The sequence below is a fragment of the Nitrosarchaeum koreense MY1 genome, from assembly GCF_000220175.1.
Lineage (GTDB): Archaea > Thermoproteota > Nitrososphaeria > Nitrososphaerales > Nitrosopumilaceae > Nitrosarchaeum > Nitrosarchaeum koreense.
The window spans coordinates 1,048,691-1,064,662 of the sequence record NZ_AFPU01000001.1 but is presented as its reverse complement, the minus strand read 5'-3'; the positions used below and the strand labels follow the sequence as shown (position 1 = coordinate 1,064,662).

The following is a 15,972-nucleotide window of genomic DNA, read 5'->3' as shown; positions in this document are numbered from 1 at the left end:
AGCCCCATATTATTAAAAATCTAGTTTAATGCTGAAAGTGCTTTTACTTGGCTTTGGACATAATCAAATCCGTCTTGCCAAAATTTCTCTGATCTGATATCAAATCCATGCTCTGCCAACAACTTCTCTGGCTTCTTTGAGCCACCTGCAGCAAGAATATCGATGTATGATGGAACGAAACTACTTCCTTCTTTTTTATATCTTTGAAATAATGCCAATGCAAGTAAATTTCCAAATGAATATGCATAGCAATAAAATGGCGTGTGGTAAAAATGAGGTATACAACTCCATTCTATTGCAAAATCATCTGAAATGACAACTGAATTTCCAAACTGTTCTTTTAGATTTTGAAGATATGTCTTTGAAATCTCATTCACTATAGTTCCTTTTCCAATTTGCTCATGTGTTGATACTTCAAAAATAGTAAAAAATGCTTGACGCATAATTGTCGCATAAAGATCATCAATTTTTTCAGCTAGCATTATTTTTTTCTCATCGTTTGTTACTTTATTTGATAAATTATCATATAGTAATAATTCCGAAAACGTGGATGCGGTTTCAGCTAGAGGTAACGGAGCATCTTGAACAAGAATTGATCTGTCTTGTGCTGCTTGACTGTGAACGGCATGGCCTAATTCGTGAGCTAGTGTGAAAACATCTCTGGTTTTTCCAGTAAAATTAACTAGAACATATGGTGTGATCTTTGGAGTTAATGTGCTGCAAAATGCACCGTCTCTTTTTCCAGGTCTTATAGATGAATCCACATGTTTTTCATCAAAGACTTTTCTTGCAAATCCTTCTAATTTGGGGCTAAATCTTCCAAGTGACTCTAAAACAATCTTTACTGATTTATCATATTGATAATTTTTCTCTTTCATGTGGGTTGCTACAGGAGCATACAGATCATACCTGCGTAATTTTTTCATTTTTAGCATTTTTGCTTTTTGTAAAAAGAATTTTTGAAATACCGGAGAATTTTTTCTACATACCGTTAGAAGTGACTCTATGGTTTTATCATCTACATCGTTTCCAATATTTCTCATAGAGATTGGCGACTTGTACCCTCGAATTTCGATTCCTTCATCTTTCCAATTCAAAACAATGTTCTGATATATCTCTCCATTTACTCCCTTGTTTTCAGTATATTTTGTTAAAATTGTCTTGTATGCTGTCTCTCTGACTTTTGCATTTGTACTTCTAATGTAATTTGTAATCTCTTCACGTGTCATCTTTTTTGTTTTTCCACCAACTTTCATTTTGTATACATATGCGCTAGTCATCTTATCATACAGTTTGACAAGGGCAGAAATTCCTGTAACGTCTAAAGTATTGATGATCTTTTCTTCTGGTTCCGATAAAGCATATTTTGCAAATAGTCTTTTATGATTGAGATATTCTGAAAGTTCACCTGAATCTTTAATCAGTCTTTTTGCATTTTTATCATCAACTTGAGTTTTCCACCATAAATCAAAAAACAAAATTTTATTTGAAATTTCTGAACCTAATTTTGACATTCTAGTAATTAGTGAGGTCGCTTCATCTGATTGTGTATCTGCAGAGTATTGTAATGACGCATATCCTCCAATTTTGCTCATTTTTTCAGAAATATCTTCTACTTCATGTAGTATGCCGATAAATTTTTTTGATGACATTTTGGGGTCTAGTTTTAATTTTATTTTTTCAAATCTCTTTGCCATTTCCTCTAATTCTTTAATTTGTTTTTGAAATTCTGGGCTCTTTGGGTCCTTTGTAAGTTCTGAAAGATCCCATCTCTCCAATTTGTACTCTGACATACGATAATCATATTTTACATCTATTAAAAAATGCATGCTGTATGCCTAAAAATTATAATATTCAAAGAAATTTTTAACTGGAACTTAAGACCAAAACCGATTCGGTACTTGGTGAGAGTTCCAATTAGTATTGATTTTCAAAATTAGTATTTAGGGCGTGCTGATAATTTCTATGTATGATTCATACGCGAGTGTTTTAAGTAAATTTTGTAATTGTATTGTATGACAAATCATACTGATACCCCACCTGCTTGGGAATCTATAATGGGATTATCTTGGATAATTCTAGATGACGAATAGTCATTAAAATACAGTATTTGTTAAAACAAATACGCATATCTTAATTTTTAATATTTTTTCAAAGTCTCTTTGTATCTTTTGATTGATTCTACGATGATCTCTTTTGCTTCTATAGCTCCTTTCCAACCTAATATCTCAACTTTTTTTCCTTCCAAATCTTTGTAGACCTGGAAAAAATGCCCAATCTCTGAGCGGAAATGGTCTTCCACATCTGTAATGTCTACTGTATGAAGATATCTTGGATCATTTGTTGAAACACAGATAATTTTGTCATCTGGATTTCCATCATCTTTCATTTGTAACAATCCAATCGGTCTTGCCTCAATTAGAATTCCTGGATATGTTGGATTTGTTACCAATACAAGAGCGTCAAGTGGATCCCCATCTTCTGAAAGTGTCTGAGGAATCAAACCATAATCTCCTGGATAATGAAATGGTGAAAATAATACTCGGTCTAGTTTTATCATGTTGTGTTTTTTATCATATTCATATTTGTTCATGGATCCCTTTGGAATCTCTACTATTACGTTAACAATCTCTGGAATGTCTACTCCTGATTCTATATCATGCCAAAAATTTTTACTCATATTCTAGTTCTTAAAATATTTTGAACTGTATATGAATTCTATGACTTTCTAAATTTGTGATTTGGTGTGAATGACCTTGAATATTTTTACAGTGTACTCTCCTTCGAAAATATCTACTATTTCACCAGTGTTTTGATCAGTATTTCTTATTTTGAATTTGTACTCGTAGGAACCATCTCCCTTGACTTTAACCTGAGCTACATGTACTGGTTCATCTCCTTTGAAAAATTGAATTATTACTGGATACCTCTCAACATAATCAGAAGCATCCTCCTTTACTTTTCCCCATGAGAGTGATTTATCTTCAGGTATACGCATTGTTGAAATTGTCTTTTGGAGACTGATTTCATCATTAATTTGTGTGATTGTTATATCTTCAGATGTATCTGTGGCAGTAGCATTTGATGTATATCCAAACCATGTTGCTACTAATAATATTAACACAAAATGCATGATGCTTATTTTTATCATGTCCTGATAAATGGAATTTCTTGGTTATAATACTAATGTTTTTGCAAAATTAACAACCTGTGTGGATAATAAAAAATAATATCTGCAAATAATGATGATGTTTTTACAGTATGCTGATTTGATGATATTTTCCAAATTGGATCCCATATGCGTAAAAAATTTCCATTTGACCTATATCTAATACTGATAATCATAATCTAGATGAATTTAGAACTGACTCTTTTTGATAATGAATCTGAAACTATAGTAGACATGATGAGTTCGTTATTTGATTTATCTTGGGAAAAAGGAGAGATGTTATATTGATTCGTACAGTCTTGACCCTATCTAGTTTAGAGCAGGAAGTTGGCAATATTTCAAAAAGTTCCTATGAACAAGGACGTGATAATCTTGATGATTCTGAAATCAACTATTTGCTAAAAATGACAAAACATGTTCTCATGAAGATAAGAGAACAAATAATGGAGGACTACGATGACTATAGGTGATTCTGAAATGAATCGATTATTGCAAATGACTGACGTATTTCTATCAAAAATTAGAGAACAATCAAGGATGTCTAAATAAACATCTGTAATGAAGATCATTTGCCATAGTATATGGGTCTATGCTGAAGCAAAAATTTCTGATTGTTCTCTGCATGGTTAATTTGTTCAAATTGTCTGTGTTAGTATTAAAAATCACGACTTAATTCTTTAGTGTGGCTAGAATCGTTTTTTACTGATTCCTTAACTCTTTTTTCGATATCCATTATGTATGAATCTCTACAACTCTGAGAGCAGAATTTGGTATTGTCTCCTTCAAAGGAATTTCCACAATGCATACAAACTAATTTCATTACTTGTCACTTTCTTCTATATTAGTTAAGTCTAACTAGAATTTCCAAGTTTTGGGAATTTCATAAAAAATATGTAATAAAATATTACATTAATATGATTTTTTCAGATTCTGTGTAAACGATATGGGCTATTGATATTTTTTCTCTTTGTTTACTTTCAGTGGCTAAATGAGGTTGTTTTTCGGTTGTTTAGTTATTTCATAAAAAAATGCCAAATCTACCTAAGAATTAACAGTGTCGACAAAATCTACCTCTCGGGACATGGAAAGCCAAATCCAATTGACGAAAAAATGCGTTAGATGCTTGATTCATAAACAAGTAATTTTGGGGAAAAATGAGATATGGAAGATAAAGAAAAGATAGAACAATTACTTAAAGAAGAAAAAGAGACACTTCTTGCTGAGGTTGAAGAGGCAGTAAAAAGAAAAAAAGTATTAATGAAAAAGGATGAAGATGAAATATCTTACAGAAAACGTAGATATTGATTTTAGTTTTAATTGTCTTCGCTGATTTTTTTAGTATGACTCTTATCATTTTGAGTCGCTTCATTGATTCTTACTGTGATCTCAATGATGTGTGAATCCCTACAATTTTGAGAACAGAATTTATCATTATCCTCACAAGAGTTTCCACAGTGCATGCAGATAGATTCCACTGCGATCACGTTTTTTGGTACTCTAATAAATGCGATCATTAATTCTCATTTTTGGGACTTGCATTTTGAATTAAGATTACCCTTTGTCTTTGTGGTTTTGGAACTTAAAAAAGGAGGCTAGAGAGATGGACCGGGAGGGATTTGAACCCTCGACCTTTGCGGGATTTCTCCATACGCAGTGTGAGTGCGTCATCCTAACCACTAGACAACCGGTCCAATGAAATTACAAGACAAGCGTCTTTTTTGCCTTTAGGTTTTGTATATTATGATAACCTTTACCTTTTCTAGTAAAATTCCAAGAGTCAAACATGTCTTTACATGAATTTGATGCGCTTATTGAGAGAATGCAACTAGCATTTGAGTATGCTGCTAATTTGGGACAATACACAGAAGCTGCCAAAGTACTCTATCAAATGAATGACCAACTACCTGATGACTTGCAACTATCACTTGAGGAATTAGAAAATGAAAATGCTGTTAGACCATTTATCTCTGAATATCAATACAAGATACGATCAGCAATTATTGAATATAGACAAAGATTGATGAATTTCTAACGCTACTTTTTGACGCCGAGATTTCTGTTCTTTAGTCTCAAGTACGGATTTCTACATTTTCTGCATCTAGTAGCATTGATGTCATTTCTACAGCCACAGTTAAAGCAAATCTTCATCACCAAACGTGCAGCTTGTGCAATACGTTTTTTCTCTGGGTCTGTTATGGGCATATAATTTTCTCCTTAATCTCTCTCTTTTATTCTAATCGGATTGTTGCATTTTTCCTGCTAATAGTACTGGCACCTGAGACGGTCTTTTTGCCACTGGAATGTTTGCCTTGTTAAACATTGATACCTTTGATTCTGCAGAACCATACGTTCCCATCACTATGGCTCCTGCATGCCCCATTCTCTTTTCTTTAGGAGCTGCTCTTCCTGCAATATATGCTACAGTTGGTTTTTTAAATCCGATATCTATAATTCGTTGAGCCAAAATTTCTTCAGAATCTCCTCCTATTTCTCCAACTACTACTAATCCTTCTAAATCTGGAATGTCTTTTACCATGTCAAATGCATCGATCATTCTAGTTCCGTTAATTGGGTCTCCTCCAATTCCTATTGTTATTGACTGTCCAAATCCTGCACTTGTAAGTGCATCTGAAATTTCATAAAGTAATGTTCCGCTTTTTGATAACACGGCAATCTTTCCTGCCTTAAATGGAGTTGCTGGCATGATTCCAATTTTTATTAATTCGGGAATCATTATTCCTGGAGTATTGGGTCCGATAATCACCGCACCTTTTTTGTTTGCTAAATCTAATACTTCCATTGTATCTCTAACTGGAACATGTTCTGGAATTGCAACTAGTAGTTTAATTCCGGCTTCAAGTGCCTCTTTTGCAGCTCCCAAAAAGAATTTTGCTGGAACGAAAATAATTGAAATTTTTGCACCACTTGCATCAACTGCTTCTTTAACTGTATTGTAAATTGGAACCTTGTCTTCAAATTTCTGACCTCCTTTTCCTGGAGTTACTCCTGCAACAATGTTAGTTCCATAAGTTATCATGTTTTTTGCATGAAGTGAACCATATGCTCCAGTGATGCCTTGAACAATTACTCCTTTTTTCTTGTAATCTGAATCTTCAGGAGTTCCTTTTAGTATCTTGAAAATATCTGTCATCTTTTAATCCCCATGACGGCTGCATTAATTGCCTCTTCTACTGAATCAAAAATTTTTGTTCTAGAATTTTTCAACATTTCTTTTGCTTTGTCTGATTCTGTACCTTTTAGTCTTGCAAACACTGGTAAGTTGATCAATTTATCATCATATGCTTTTAGAAATGCTTCTGCAACTACTGTAGTTTTTACAATTCCACCATAAAGATTAACTAAAATTCCTTTGACTCTATGCATTTTGCTAATCAAAGTTAGCGCTTCATAAACTGAATCAGTTGTTGCACCACCTCCCACATCCAAGAAACATGCTGGCTTGCCTCCGTTATCAGATAACATATCCAGTGTAGACATTACTAGTCCTGCCCCGTTTCCAACAACTGCAATATCTCCATCTAATTCTACAAGTGAAAATCCACTTTTTTCTGCTCTCTCTTCAATCTCTGTTTTTTCTTGATACTTTTGTAATTCATCATGTCTAAAGTTGCTGTTGTCATCTGTTACAAATTTTCCATCAAGTGCCATCAATGAACCGTCTTGCATAATTGCTAGCGGATTTATCTCTGCAAGCTCGGCTTCTTTTTCAACTGTAAGTTTTGCTAACTTTTGTAATATGTCTACAAAGTCATCTGCAGCTTTACCTTCTAGTTTCATCTCTTTTGCAACTTCTCTTGCTACTTGATCTGAAACTTCACCTAGGCCAACTTCTTTAATAATCTGATTTTTAACTGATTCAATTTCAACTCCTCCTTCAGGTGATGCAATAATTGTATAGCATCTTTTTGATCGATTCAAAAATAATGACAGGTACAACTCTTTTTTGATATCTGCCATCTTTTCAAGTAAAATTGCTCTTGCCTTTTCTCCTTTAATCGTCAAGCCTAAAACTTGTGGATATTTTAACTCAAATTCGTCATCATTTTGACATTTTTGAATGCCTCCAGCTTTTCCTCTACCTCCTACGGGAACTTGAATTTTAATTACAAACGGATATCCTAATTCTTTTGCGTGCTTCCTGCCTTCCTCTATAGTTGTAGATGCTTTGCTTGGAAGGAGATTAATTCCATAGTTTCTGAACAACTCTTTTGCTTGAAACTCTAATAGACGCATACAAAAGCCAACAATTTTACGATCTTTATTAATTATGAGGCTAATTTAGCTGCTCTTCTAGAAAATCAATTATCTGTAAAAATCGATCACGACTTTTTCTCAATAGCTCTTGAGGAAATTCTTCAATTGTAAAAACATATTGTTGATGAAAACTTGGAACTATCACTCCTCCTGATGTGACTAATTGTTCAATGACATAATCTTTGGTGATGGTGCATACAATTTCTTCATACGAATCTTCTTCTTCTTCTAGTGTTTGTCTGTACAGTACAATTGGTTTGTTGGTCTTTGCAACAATATCTGAGCCTTTTTTTAAAAGATCTGTTAAATGTTGAATTTGCCAAGCATCAAGACTAATCTGTTTTACCATACAATTACTATGCGTTTTTTCTATTTATCATACAGGTTTAACTAAAAGCTAACCAGTTGGTTCATTTTTAATTAAAAGAAAAGAGTGTGATTTGGCTATTATGCCATATCAAGTGCTCTAGAATGTTTTCTGGTATGTGGTCTTTCTCCAGAATATTTTCTTCTCATGTGTCCTGATGGTCTTCCGTAGATTAATTCTAGGAACCAAGACTCATGTTCGATCTCTTCTGCCAAAATATCTTTTGCAATGTCGTATGTTGTAGGATCTTTTCCAAAAGTCATTTTACATACCTTGTCCCAATTTACAATTGCTCCTTGTTCGGCTTTGAGACATTTTTCTAGTATTGCCTTGTGATCTGTTGGATTTGCTGGAAGCTGTAAGAACTCACACCCTGACATTTTGATGAACTGTGTAGCGTCATTTGGAAGTGAGCCTCCTAACTGGTAAATTCTCTCAAGGCATGCTTCAAAGTGGCTAAGATCTTCTAATCTTGCATCTTCGATAATTCCCTTGAGCCCTTCGCCCTCCAAGCCTGTACAATGTGCCCTCAAATTGGTAAAGTAGTAGTAGGCAGTAAATTCTACTGATGCATTTTGAATCAATAGTTTTTTTAGTTCCTCTACGTCCAAGCCATTTTGTTTTAGAACATTGATTCCAACAACTGGGATTTTTGAATCGGACATATCTGCTTGTCAAGTTAGGTGTTCTAATAAAAATATTGCATTTTTCAAAAAATGATTTTAGATAAACGAGGGTTTGACTGACTTATTCTACTGAAATTCTTATTTTTTGACCATCAATATCATCGTCTTTGTATTCCTTGCATGATTCTACAAAATCTACTTTTTTGACTCTGACTAAAAATGCCAAATCTTCTGATTTTTCTTTAATCATCTCCAATGACTCTTCATCTAAATCAAGTATTGATGCAACATTTAGAATGTCTGTTGGATTATACCCTCTCTCTTTTCTTAGAGTCTGCAATCGTCTTGCAATGTCTTTTACTAATCCTCTTGCCATCATCTCTTTATTTCTTGAAGTTGATATGAATACAATGTAGTTGTCTCTTTTTGAAACTGCAAATTCTTCTTTTGCATCAAAATCAATTACAAAATCATCTTTGTCTAATGAAATTTTTTCTCCGTCAATTTCATAATCATAATGTTCTTGTTTTTGAAGTGATGCTATGATCTCTTCTTTGTTAGTTTCAGAAAACACGTTGATCAGTTTTCCCATATGTTGTTTTGCTTTTGGACCAATTTTTTTTCGTTCTAATTCAACTACTGATATCAGCGGTAAGTTTAGTCGTTTTAATTCTAATATTTGGTTTAATCCTAATTCTTTTTCTGTCTCATAAATTGTACATTTCTCTACATTTAGCTGTGACATTAGTAAATTGGAAAGTAATTCTAGTTTTTTCTTTTGACCTTTAGTTACACAAATTAATGCTTCAGCGAGTGGCCATCTTCGTTTTAATTTTCCTTTCATTCTTGCAGCTGATGAAATTGAAACAACATCTTTCATGATGTCAAATGATTCTTCAATCTCTTCATTTACTAGTGTCTCTTGGTATTGTGGCCATTTGTCAAGCAATATGCTCTTTTTTCCGTCAAATACTGTTTGATAGAGATATTCGCTAGTAAATGGACAAAGCGGATGAATCAAAATATCTAATGTTCTGAGAACATCGCTTAGTACTGCATAAATTGCCAGTCTTCTGTTCTTTTTTGACTCATCATCATCCCATAACTCGCTTCTAGTAATTGGGATGTAAATTTGACTTAGATTGTTTATAATAAAATCATCAATAGATTTTGCAGCTTCGTGGAACTTGCAAGATTCGTTACGTTCAGTGATTTTTTTAATTAATTTTTGTAATTTAGATACAAGCCAAATATCTGGCGATGTTAACAATCCATTTTCTTTTGCCCATGAAATGGTTTTTGTTTCATCAAATTCATCATACTCGCTATTTTGTTTAAAATACAGATGTAAATTAAATAGCGTGTTTATTACCTGATATGGTCTTGACATTAATTCATCAGTGCTAAAGCTAAGTGGTTCTATCGGACTTGCCTTCCAAATAAAATAAAATCTGATCAAATCAGTTGGATATTTTTTTAGTAGTTCTTCACCATCAATTACATTTCCTAAACTTTTACTCATCTTACCACCTTTTTCGTCAAGTACATGCCCCTGGAACAAAAATGACTTGAATGGTGGAATTGGCCCATTATTTAGAATCACATTTTCTATCAATAGGGTATATGCCCATCCTCTAGTTTGATCAATACCTTCGGTGAAAAATGGAGCTGGAATACTTTTTGAATATTCTTCATCTGTTAATGATGAATATGGAGCTGAACCGCTGTTATGCCATGTGTCCAGTACATATTCTTCTCTTTTTGTATTTGTACTGCTACAATGTTTGCATTTTATAATGATGTTATCAATCCAAGGACGATGTAATTCAAAATTTGGACCATCTGGTAATTTTGCAGCTGATTCAACAATATCTTTTCTTGTAAAAAACCAATTTTGTTTTTTACAATCATTGCATATCCAAACTGGTAATGGACATCCCCAAATTCTTTCTCGCGATATACACCATGGGTGCCTTTCTTTGATAATTCCTAAAAATCTGTTTTTTGGTTGTTCGAAAAAGTACTCTACGCTTTCTGCTGCATTGATTGCTTTATCATCTAATCTATCTAGTTTGTAAAACCATCCTTTTCGTGCTAGCCATACAATTGGGTGATGAGATCTCCAACACAGCGGGTATTTGTGCTTAATTTTCCCTATCTTTACTAATGCATTTCGCTCCTTCAGATCGTCTACAATTATTCTGTCAGCATCTCTGACAAACATACCTTCATACTTTCCAGCTAAATTAGTGAACTTTACCTGATCATTTATTGGGCTGAACACTTTGACTTTTCTTTTATTTGCAATTTTGATATCTTCCTCACCGTTTGCAGGGGATAAATGAACCAACCCGCTACCTGTTGTGGCATCTACAAATTCTTCTGATACTGCTACGTGGAAATTATTTTCTTTTGCACATTCATCTAATCCTGGAATTAAATCTAAAAGTGGATGAATGTATTTTTTTCCTTCAAACTCTGAACCTTTTATGGTATTTACAATTTCATATCCTTCAATGTTTACTTCTTTGAAAAATTCTTCGAGTCTTGTTTTTCCTATGATCCATTTTTCGTTTTCTACTTTGACACACGCATAATCTTCGTCTGGATTCAATCCCACCATTGCATCTGTAACTAATGTGAAAGGCATTGTAGTCCAAACAATTAGGTATGTGTCTTCATCTCTGAGTTTAACTTTGTAGTATAATGATGGATCCTTGACTTCTTCATATCCTTGATTGACTTCTGCATGACTAAGTGATGTTTGACAGCTAGGGCAATAAGCAATTACTGTGAAATCTTCTTCTAATATTTTATTTTCATGTGCTTTTTTTAGTATCTGCCACTCTCTTTCAATAAATTCATCTCGATAAGTCCAATATGCTTTGTTGTGATTAAATGACATTCCAAGTAATTCATCTACTTCTACCCATTTCGTATTGAATTTTTTTACAATCCTCTTACACTCTTCAACTAGTTTTTCGATTCCTATTTTTTCAATAACTTCTGATTTACCTCCAGTTACTCCAAGTTCTTTTTCTGCCTGTAATTCCACAGGAAGTCCTTGTGTATCCCAACCACCATTAAATACAATTTTTTTTCCTTTCAAGGTATTGAATCTGTACCAAAGATCTTTGATTACCCGCCCTCTAAGATGTCCTGCGTGTGGAATTCCGTTCATAGTTGGAGGGCCTTCAATAAACATAATCTTTTCAGGCTTGTCTGATTCAAAGATTAATCTTTCAATGTTAATTGATTTGACATATGCTTTAATTTCTGACTCGATTGATTTTGCATCAAATTTTGATGAAAGTTCCATCTTGAATTCTGATATAGGTGTGGCATTATAAAGCTAAATTGATTTTCTCATTCTTTATTCCATTCTTGTACTAGTTAGTTTCACGCTGATTCGCATCCAATGGGTAAAATAACTAAAATGCTAAATTATCTAAAAATATGATTTTTACATTTTGATAACTTGGATTATATAATTGAGTGAAAGATAATTTTTGTTGGTTAATGTTTTAGTCATTGGTTCGGGTGGACGAGAACATGCACTATCTTGGAAATTATCACAAAGTCCAAAGATTGATACTGTATTTACTGCACCTGGAAATGGTGGAACTGAAAATAATGTTTCAATTAATGTTGATGACCTTGATTCCCTTGCAGACTTTGCAAAAAAGAATAATTGTTTTACTGTAGTTGGTCCTGAGATTCCACTCGCAGCAGGAATTGTTGATAAATTTAGTCAAATGAATCTGAAAATTTTTGGACCCTCTAAAAATGCAGCACAATTAGAATCTAGTAAAATCTGGGCAAAAAATTTCATGAAAAGAAATGGAATTCAAACAGCAAAATTTGAAATCTTTGATGATCCAAAAAAAGCAGAAGAATATGTAAAATCTCTTGATTATAATGTTGTAGTCAAAGCTGATGGCCTTGCTTCTGGAAAAGGAGTAATAGTTTGTAATAGCTCTGATGAAGCAATCGCAGCAATTAACTCCATATTGGTAAAAAAGGCATTTGGTGATGCTGGTAATAGAATTATTGTGGAAGAGAGAATTGATGGAATTGAAGCTTCTTACATTGCATTATGTGATGGAGTAACTGCAATACCTATGGCGTCAAGCCAAGATCACAAAAGAATTTTTGATGATGATAAAGGCCCTAATACCGGAGGTATGGGTGCATATTCTCCAACTCCTGTCATTAATGATGTCTTTGCTGAAAAGATCCAAAAAAAAATCATCAATAAAACAATTCAATCAATGAAAAATGAGGGAATTATTTTCAAAGGATTCCTTTATGCCGGAGTAATGATTCGAAACAATGAACCATATGTTTTAGAATTTAATGCACGTATGGGTGACCCAGAATGTCAACCCATTATGATGAGGATGGATTTTGACTTGTATGATTATTTTGTTGCAAGTGTAGATGGTACATTATCTTCTATGCCTGCACCAAAATGGAAAAATCAATCAGCTGTTTGTATTGTTTTGGCATCTCAGGGATATCCTGAATCTTATCTATTAGGTGAAGAAATAACTGGATTTGATTTGATTCCAAAAAATGCTATTGTTTTTCATGCTGGAACAAAAAAGCAAAATGGAAAAATTCTATCAAATGGTGGTAGAGTATTAGGAGTTACTGCACTTGGTGATACATTATCTTCTGCAATTTCAAATGCATATGCTGCAGTAGATAAAATCACTTGGCCAAGCAAATTTTGCAGAATGGATATTGGTAAAAAAGGTCTATCGTATCTTTGATGTATCGATTATTCTATCTTCAGTAACAATCCAATTAATTGTTATATCGTGCTCTGAAGCTGGTATGTTTTTTACTATTTGTTTTTCCATTGTTATCGAAATTGTTTCAACTTTATTTTCAGCTAAAAATCTATCATAAAATCCGTGACCGTACCCCAATCTTACTCCCTTTTGTGAAATTCCTACTGTTGGAACCAATATGATATCTAGATTGTTATCCATTGGGCATTCATTACGAGGTTCCATTATGTCAAAAGCCCCATTTTCTAGATTGCTAACACTCTCAATCTTTCTAAATTCTATATTTTTTCCAACTACTTTGGGCAAAAATACTTCTTTTCCTTCACTTAGTGCTTCTTGGATGATATCTTGTGTCATTATTTCACTTCCGATGGGATAATACATCCCTATTTTTTTTGCATTTCTAAACGAATCAATCTTTTTTAGTCTTTTTTGTATTGCTTTGCTTATGATTTTCATTAAATCAAATGAAGTACCGTCTCTTTTATCAAGAAGAAATTTTCTTAATGATGTTTTTTCTGAATTATCTTTCAATTTGACTACTTAATGATGCAGCTGTTATTGTATTTTTCAATAACATTGCGACTGTCATAGGTCCTACCCCTCCTGGAACAGGCGTTGCATATGATGCTTTTTGAATAATTTGTTCATAATCTGCATCTCCAACTAATTTTTCGTTGTATCTTGATATTGCAACATCGATTACTATTGCATCTTTTTTTATCATATCTGATGTTAATGTGAACTTGTTTCTATCTCCAACAGCTGTAATTATAATATCTGCATGTTGACATAATTCTTTGATATTCTTTGTTTTAGAGTGACATGTAATCACAGTTGCATTTCTTGCTAAAAGTAAATGATATAGCGGTTTTCCAACTAAATTACTTCGATTAATTAAAACTACATTTTTTCCATCCAAATCTATCTTGTAATAATCAAACATTTCCATTACTCCTAATGGTGTACATGCCACAAGTGCAGCTTTTTTCATTGCTAGTAACCCTGCATTATGTGGTGTTAGACCATCCACATCTTTTAGAGGTGAAATTCTTGATGTTGTAAAAAATTCATCTAATTGACTGGGTAATGGTAGTTGTACTAAAATTCCGTGAACTGTTTTATCGTTATTTAGCTCATCAATTTTTTTATTTAATTCTAATTGGCTAATTTCTGAAGCAAACTTGAAATCTTTGGTGATAATTCCAACTTCTTCACATGCTTTGTGCTTGTTTTTGACATAAGTAGCAGATGCTGGATTATCTCCAACTAGAATAGTTGCCAAACATGGATTGATCCCTTGATTTTTTAATTCTTCAACAGCTTTTCTAACTCTATCTTTTACTGACTGAGCAATTTCTTTACCATCTATTTTTATGCCCGTCATTAAGATTAATTCTAACTTGTAGATATTTAATCCTTGAAATAACTTAATCTACAATTGAAAATCTTAGAAAGGAAATTATGGAACTAAATTGAAGTTATTTTATGTTTGTAGTAATATCTGACGTTCAAATAAAATCTGAATCTCTTGATGGCTTTAAAAATTGGTTTTCAGAATCAAATAAAATAGTTTCAAAATTTGATGGTTTTGTAAATAGACGCCTTTTAGAAACGAAAGATGGTAAACATAGGATATTAGTTGAATTTGAAAATCTTGAAAAATTCAGTAAAATGCATCAAAGTTCTGAACATGAAAAACTTCATTCCATGGCTGCATCCTTTATGGAAAAATTACCTGAACCTAAATTTTATACTGTAGTCTCACAATAAAATGAACCTGGTTTTTGACGTAAACAAATACATTGAAAAAATAAAAAAAAGTGATAACTACTTTCATACTTTTATTAATAAAGAAAATTTAGCTACAGGTGTACTAGTATTGCAACCTGGAGAAGAAGACACTCAAGAACCACACGATAGTGATGAAGTATATTTTGTAATCAAAGGTAACGGTTTTTTAAAAATAAAAAACAAAGACTATGAGATTTCTGAAAATAAAATGTATTTTGTAGAGAAAAAAATTCCTCACTTTTTCCATGGCAATTCAAAAGAATTAGTTGTATTGTATTTTTTTAGTGGATTGGATTCTTAGGAAATTATAGTTTTTCTACCTACAATTTTTATCCTATTCTCAGCAAATAACCTTACAGCTTCAGGGTATGCTTTATGCTCTTTTGCTAAAATCCTCTTTGATAATGTTTTTTCTGTATCGTTGTTTTTTACTTTGACTACTAGTTGTAAAATTATTGGTCCTGTATCTACCCCCGAATCAACAAAATGTACCGTACATCCTGAATATTTTGCACCATTATCAATTGCCTGTTTTTGAGCATCCAATCCTGGAAAAGCTGGAAGTAAAGCTGGGTGGATGTTGATTATTCTATTTTTATATTTTTTAACAAACTCAGGACTAATTATTCTCATAAATCCAGCTAAACAAATCAACCCATTTTTTGGTGTAACCCCATGTTTTTCTAGAGTTGATATGATTTTTTTATCATAATCTAATCTACTACCTTTGAAATTTTTACTTTCAATTACTTCTGTTTTTATGCCCATTTTTTGTGCAATTTTCAAACCTTTTGCATCAGGTTTGTTTGATATGATGATAGCTGGATTAATTGGGATTTTTTTACGTTTAATTGCTTTTAGAATGGATTCCATGTTGCTCCCACGTCCTGAAATTAAAATTCCTAGATTTAGCAACTAGTCAATAGTAGATCAAACCTGCAATTA

Annotated in this window: 20 protein-coding genes and 1 tRNA gene; 6 read left to right on the top strand and 15 right to left on the bottom strand. The window is 32.9% G+C overall.

The window, feature by feature from the left end:
• Positions 1-20 precede the first annotated feature (20 nt).
• The 3 genes from MY1_RS06165 to MY1_RS06155 all read right to left on the bottom strand — a co-directional run bounded on the left by MY1_RS06165 (position 21) and on the right by MY1_RS06155 (position 3,151).
• A complete protein-coding gene (locus MY1_RS06165; RefSeq protein WP_007550987.1) occupies positions 21-1,793 on the bottom strand; it encodes a M3 family oligoendopeptidase in 1,773 nt (590 codons plus the stop codon).
• A gap of 347 nt (positions 1,794-2,140) precedes the next feature.
• A complete protein-coding gene (locus MY1_RS06160) occupies positions 2,141-2,680 on the bottom strand; it encodes an inorganic diphosphatase (protein WP_007550985.1) in 540 nt (179 codons plus the stop codon).
• 48 nt (positions 2,681-2,728) lie between these two features.
• Complete coding sequence (locus MY1_RS06155) at positions 2,729-3,151, bottom strand: hypothetical protein (RefSeq protein ID WP_007550984.1); 423 nt, start codon at positions 3,149-3,151, stop codon at positions 2,729-2,731.
• 302 nt (positions 3,152-3,453) lie between these two features.
• Here MY1_RS06155 and MY1_RS06150 point away from each other — a divergent pair, with 302 nt between their 5' ends.
• Positions 3,454-3,639, top strand: coding sequence for a hypothetical protein (locus MY1_RS06150; protein WP_048109888.1), 186 nt, complete (start codon positions 3,454-3,456; stop codon positions 3,637-3,639).
• Positions 3,640-3,824: 185 nt separating this feature from the next.
• On the opposite strand, the gene MY1_RS09910 is transcribed toward MY1_RS06150, so the two are convergent.
• Entirely contained in the window at positions 3,825-3,989 is a 165-nt protein-coding gene (locus tag MY1_RS09910; RefSeq protein WP_179364829.1) for a hypothetical protein, read from the bottom strand.
• Between the two features lie 341 nt (positions 3,990-4,330).
• Here MY1_RS09910 and MY1_RS09710 point away from each other — a divergent pair, with 341 nt between their 5' ends.
• Positions 4,331-4,474: a hypothetical protein gene (locus tag MY1_RS09710; protein WP_007550981.1), complete on the top strand. Its 144-nt coding sequence runs from the start codon at positions 4,331-4,333 to the stop codon at positions 4,472-4,474.
• A gap of 8 nt (positions 4,475-4,482) precedes the next feature.
• Here the strand turns inward: MY1_RS09710 and MY1_RS09705 are convergent, their stop codons facing one another.
• Positions 4,483-4,644, bottom strand: coding sequence for a hypothetical protein (locus MY1_RS09705; protein ID WP_157832754.1), 162 nt, complete (start codon positions 4,642-4,644; stop codon positions 4,483-4,485).
• Between the two features lie 126 nt (positions 4,645-4,770).
• Positions 4,771-4,860 (bottom strand) — tRNA-Val (locus tag MY1_RS06140).
• A gap of 92 nt (positions 4,861-4,952) precedes the next feature.
• Here MY1_RS06140 and MY1_RS06135 point away from each other — a divergent pair.
• Positions 4,953-5,201 (top strand): hypothetical protein, encoded by a 249-nt coding sequence (locus tag MY1_RS06135; protein WP_007550979.1) that lies wholly within the window; start codon positions 4,953-4,955, stop codon positions 5,199-5,201.
• A gap of 2 nt (positions 5,202-5,203) precedes the next feature.
• Here MY1_RS06135 and MY1_RS09530 read toward each other — a convergent pair whose 3' ends face one another.
• From MY1_RS09530 to ileS, 6 genes are all read right to left on the bottom strand, one after another.
• The gene (locus MY1_RS09530) at positions 5,204-5,371 is read right to left on the bottom strand and encodes a 50S ribosomal protein L40e (RefSeq protein WP_007550978.1); all 168 of its coding nucleotides are present in this window, start codon (positions 5,369-5,371) and stop codon (positions 5,204-5,206) included.
• Between the two features lie 31 nt (positions 5,372-5,402).
• On the bottom strand, positions 5,403-6,320 hold the full coding sequence (locus MY1_RS06130; protein ID WP_007550977.1) for a succinate--CoA ligase subunit alpha: 918 nt from the start codon (positions 6,318-6,320) through the stop codon (positions 5,403-5,405).
• Positions 6,317-7,423 carry a succinate--CoA ligase subunit beta gene (locus tag MY1_RS06125; protein WP_007550976.1) on the bottom strand — a complete coding sequence of 369 codons (1,107 nt, stop codon included), beginning with the start codon at positions 7,421-7,423 and terminating at the stop codon, positions 6,317-6,319. The genes MY1_RS06130 and MY1_RS06125 overlap by 4 nt, the downstream gene beginning before the upstream one ends.
• A 40-nt stretch (positions 7,424-7,463) precedes the next feature.
• Positions 7,464-7,793: a hypothetical protein gene (locus MY1_RS06120; protein ID WP_007550975.1), complete on the bottom strand. Its 330-nt coding sequence runs from the start codon at positions 7,791-7,793 to the stop codon at positions 7,464-7,466.
• Between the two features lie 98 nt (positions 7,794-7,891).
• Entirely contained in the window at positions 7,892-8,476 is a 585-nt protein-coding gene (dps, locus tag MY1_RS06115) for a DNA protection during starvation protein (protein WP_007550974.1), read from the bottom strand.
• Between the two features lie 82 nt (positions 8,477-8,558).
• Positions 8,559-11,756 carry an isoleucine--tRNA ligase gene (ileS, locus tag MY1_RS06110; RefSeq protein WP_007550973.1) on the bottom strand — a complete coding sequence of 1,066 codons (3,198 nt, stop codon included), beginning with the start codon at positions 11,754-11,756 and terminating at the stop codon, positions 8,559-8,561.
• Positions 11,757-11,949: 193 nt separating this feature from the next.
• Here ileS and purD point away from each other — a divergent pair, with 193 nt between their 5' ends.
• The gene (gene purD, locus MY1_RS06105) at positions 11,950-13,212 is read left to right on the top strand and encodes a phosphoribosylamine--glycine ligase (RefSeq protein ID WP_048110462.1); all 1,263 of its coding nucleotides are present in this window, start codon (positions 11,950-11,952) and stop codon (positions 13,210-13,212) included.
• Here purD and MY1_RS06100 read toward each other — a convergent pair.
• Together MY1_RS06100 and MY1_RS06095 are read right to left on the bottom strand one after the other, a co-directional pair.
• Positions 13,198-13,767 carry a 5-formyltetrahydrofolate cyclo-ligase gene (locus tag MY1_RS06100; RefSeq protein ID WP_048109883.1) on the bottom strand — a complete coding sequence of 190 codons (570 nt, stop codon included), beginning with the start codon at positions 13,765-13,767 and terminating at the stop codon, positions 13,198-13,200. The two genes, purD and MY1_RS06100, sit on opposite strands and share 15 nt — an antisense overlap.
• Positions 13,757-14,620 (bottom strand): bifunctional 5,10-methylenetetrahydrofolate dehydrogenase/5,10-methenyltetrahydrofolate cyclohydrolase, encoded by an 864-nt coding sequence (locus MY1_RS06095; protein ID WP_007550970.1) that lies wholly within the window; start codon positions 14,618-14,620, stop codon positions 13,757-13,759. Before MY1_RS06095 ends, MY1_RS06100 begins: the two co-directional genes overlap by 11 nt.
• A gap of 101 nt (positions 14,621-14,721) precedes the next feature.
• Between MY1_RS06095 and MY1_RS06090 the strand changes: the two genes are divergently transcribed.
• Both MY1_RS06090 and MY1_RS06085 read left to right on the top strand, forming a co-directional pair.
• The gene (locus MY1_RS06090; RefSeq protein ID WP_007550969.1) at positions 14,722-15,006 is read left to right on the top strand and encodes an antibiotic biosynthesis monooxygenase family protein; all 285 of its coding nucleotides are present in this window, start codon (positions 14,722-14,724) and stop codon (positions 15,004-15,006) included.
• 1 nt (position 15,007) lies between these two features.
• Positions 15,008-15,328: a cupin domain-containing protein gene (locus MY1_RS06085; protein WP_048109880.1), complete on the top strand. Its 321-nt coding sequence runs from the start codon at positions 15,008-15,010 to the stop codon at positions 15,326-15,328.
• Here the strand turns inward: MY1_RS06085 and purN are convergent.
• The gene (purN, locus tag MY1_RS06080) at positions 15,325-15,942 is read right to left on the bottom strand and encodes a phosphoribosylglycinamide formyltransferase (RefSeq protein ID WP_007550967.1); all 618 of its coding nucleotides are present in this window, start codon (positions 15,940-15,942) and stop codon (positions 15,325-15,327) included. The two genes, MY1_RS06085 and purN, sit on opposite strands and share 4 nt — an antisense overlap.
• Positions 15,943-15,972: the final 30 nt, after the last annotated feature.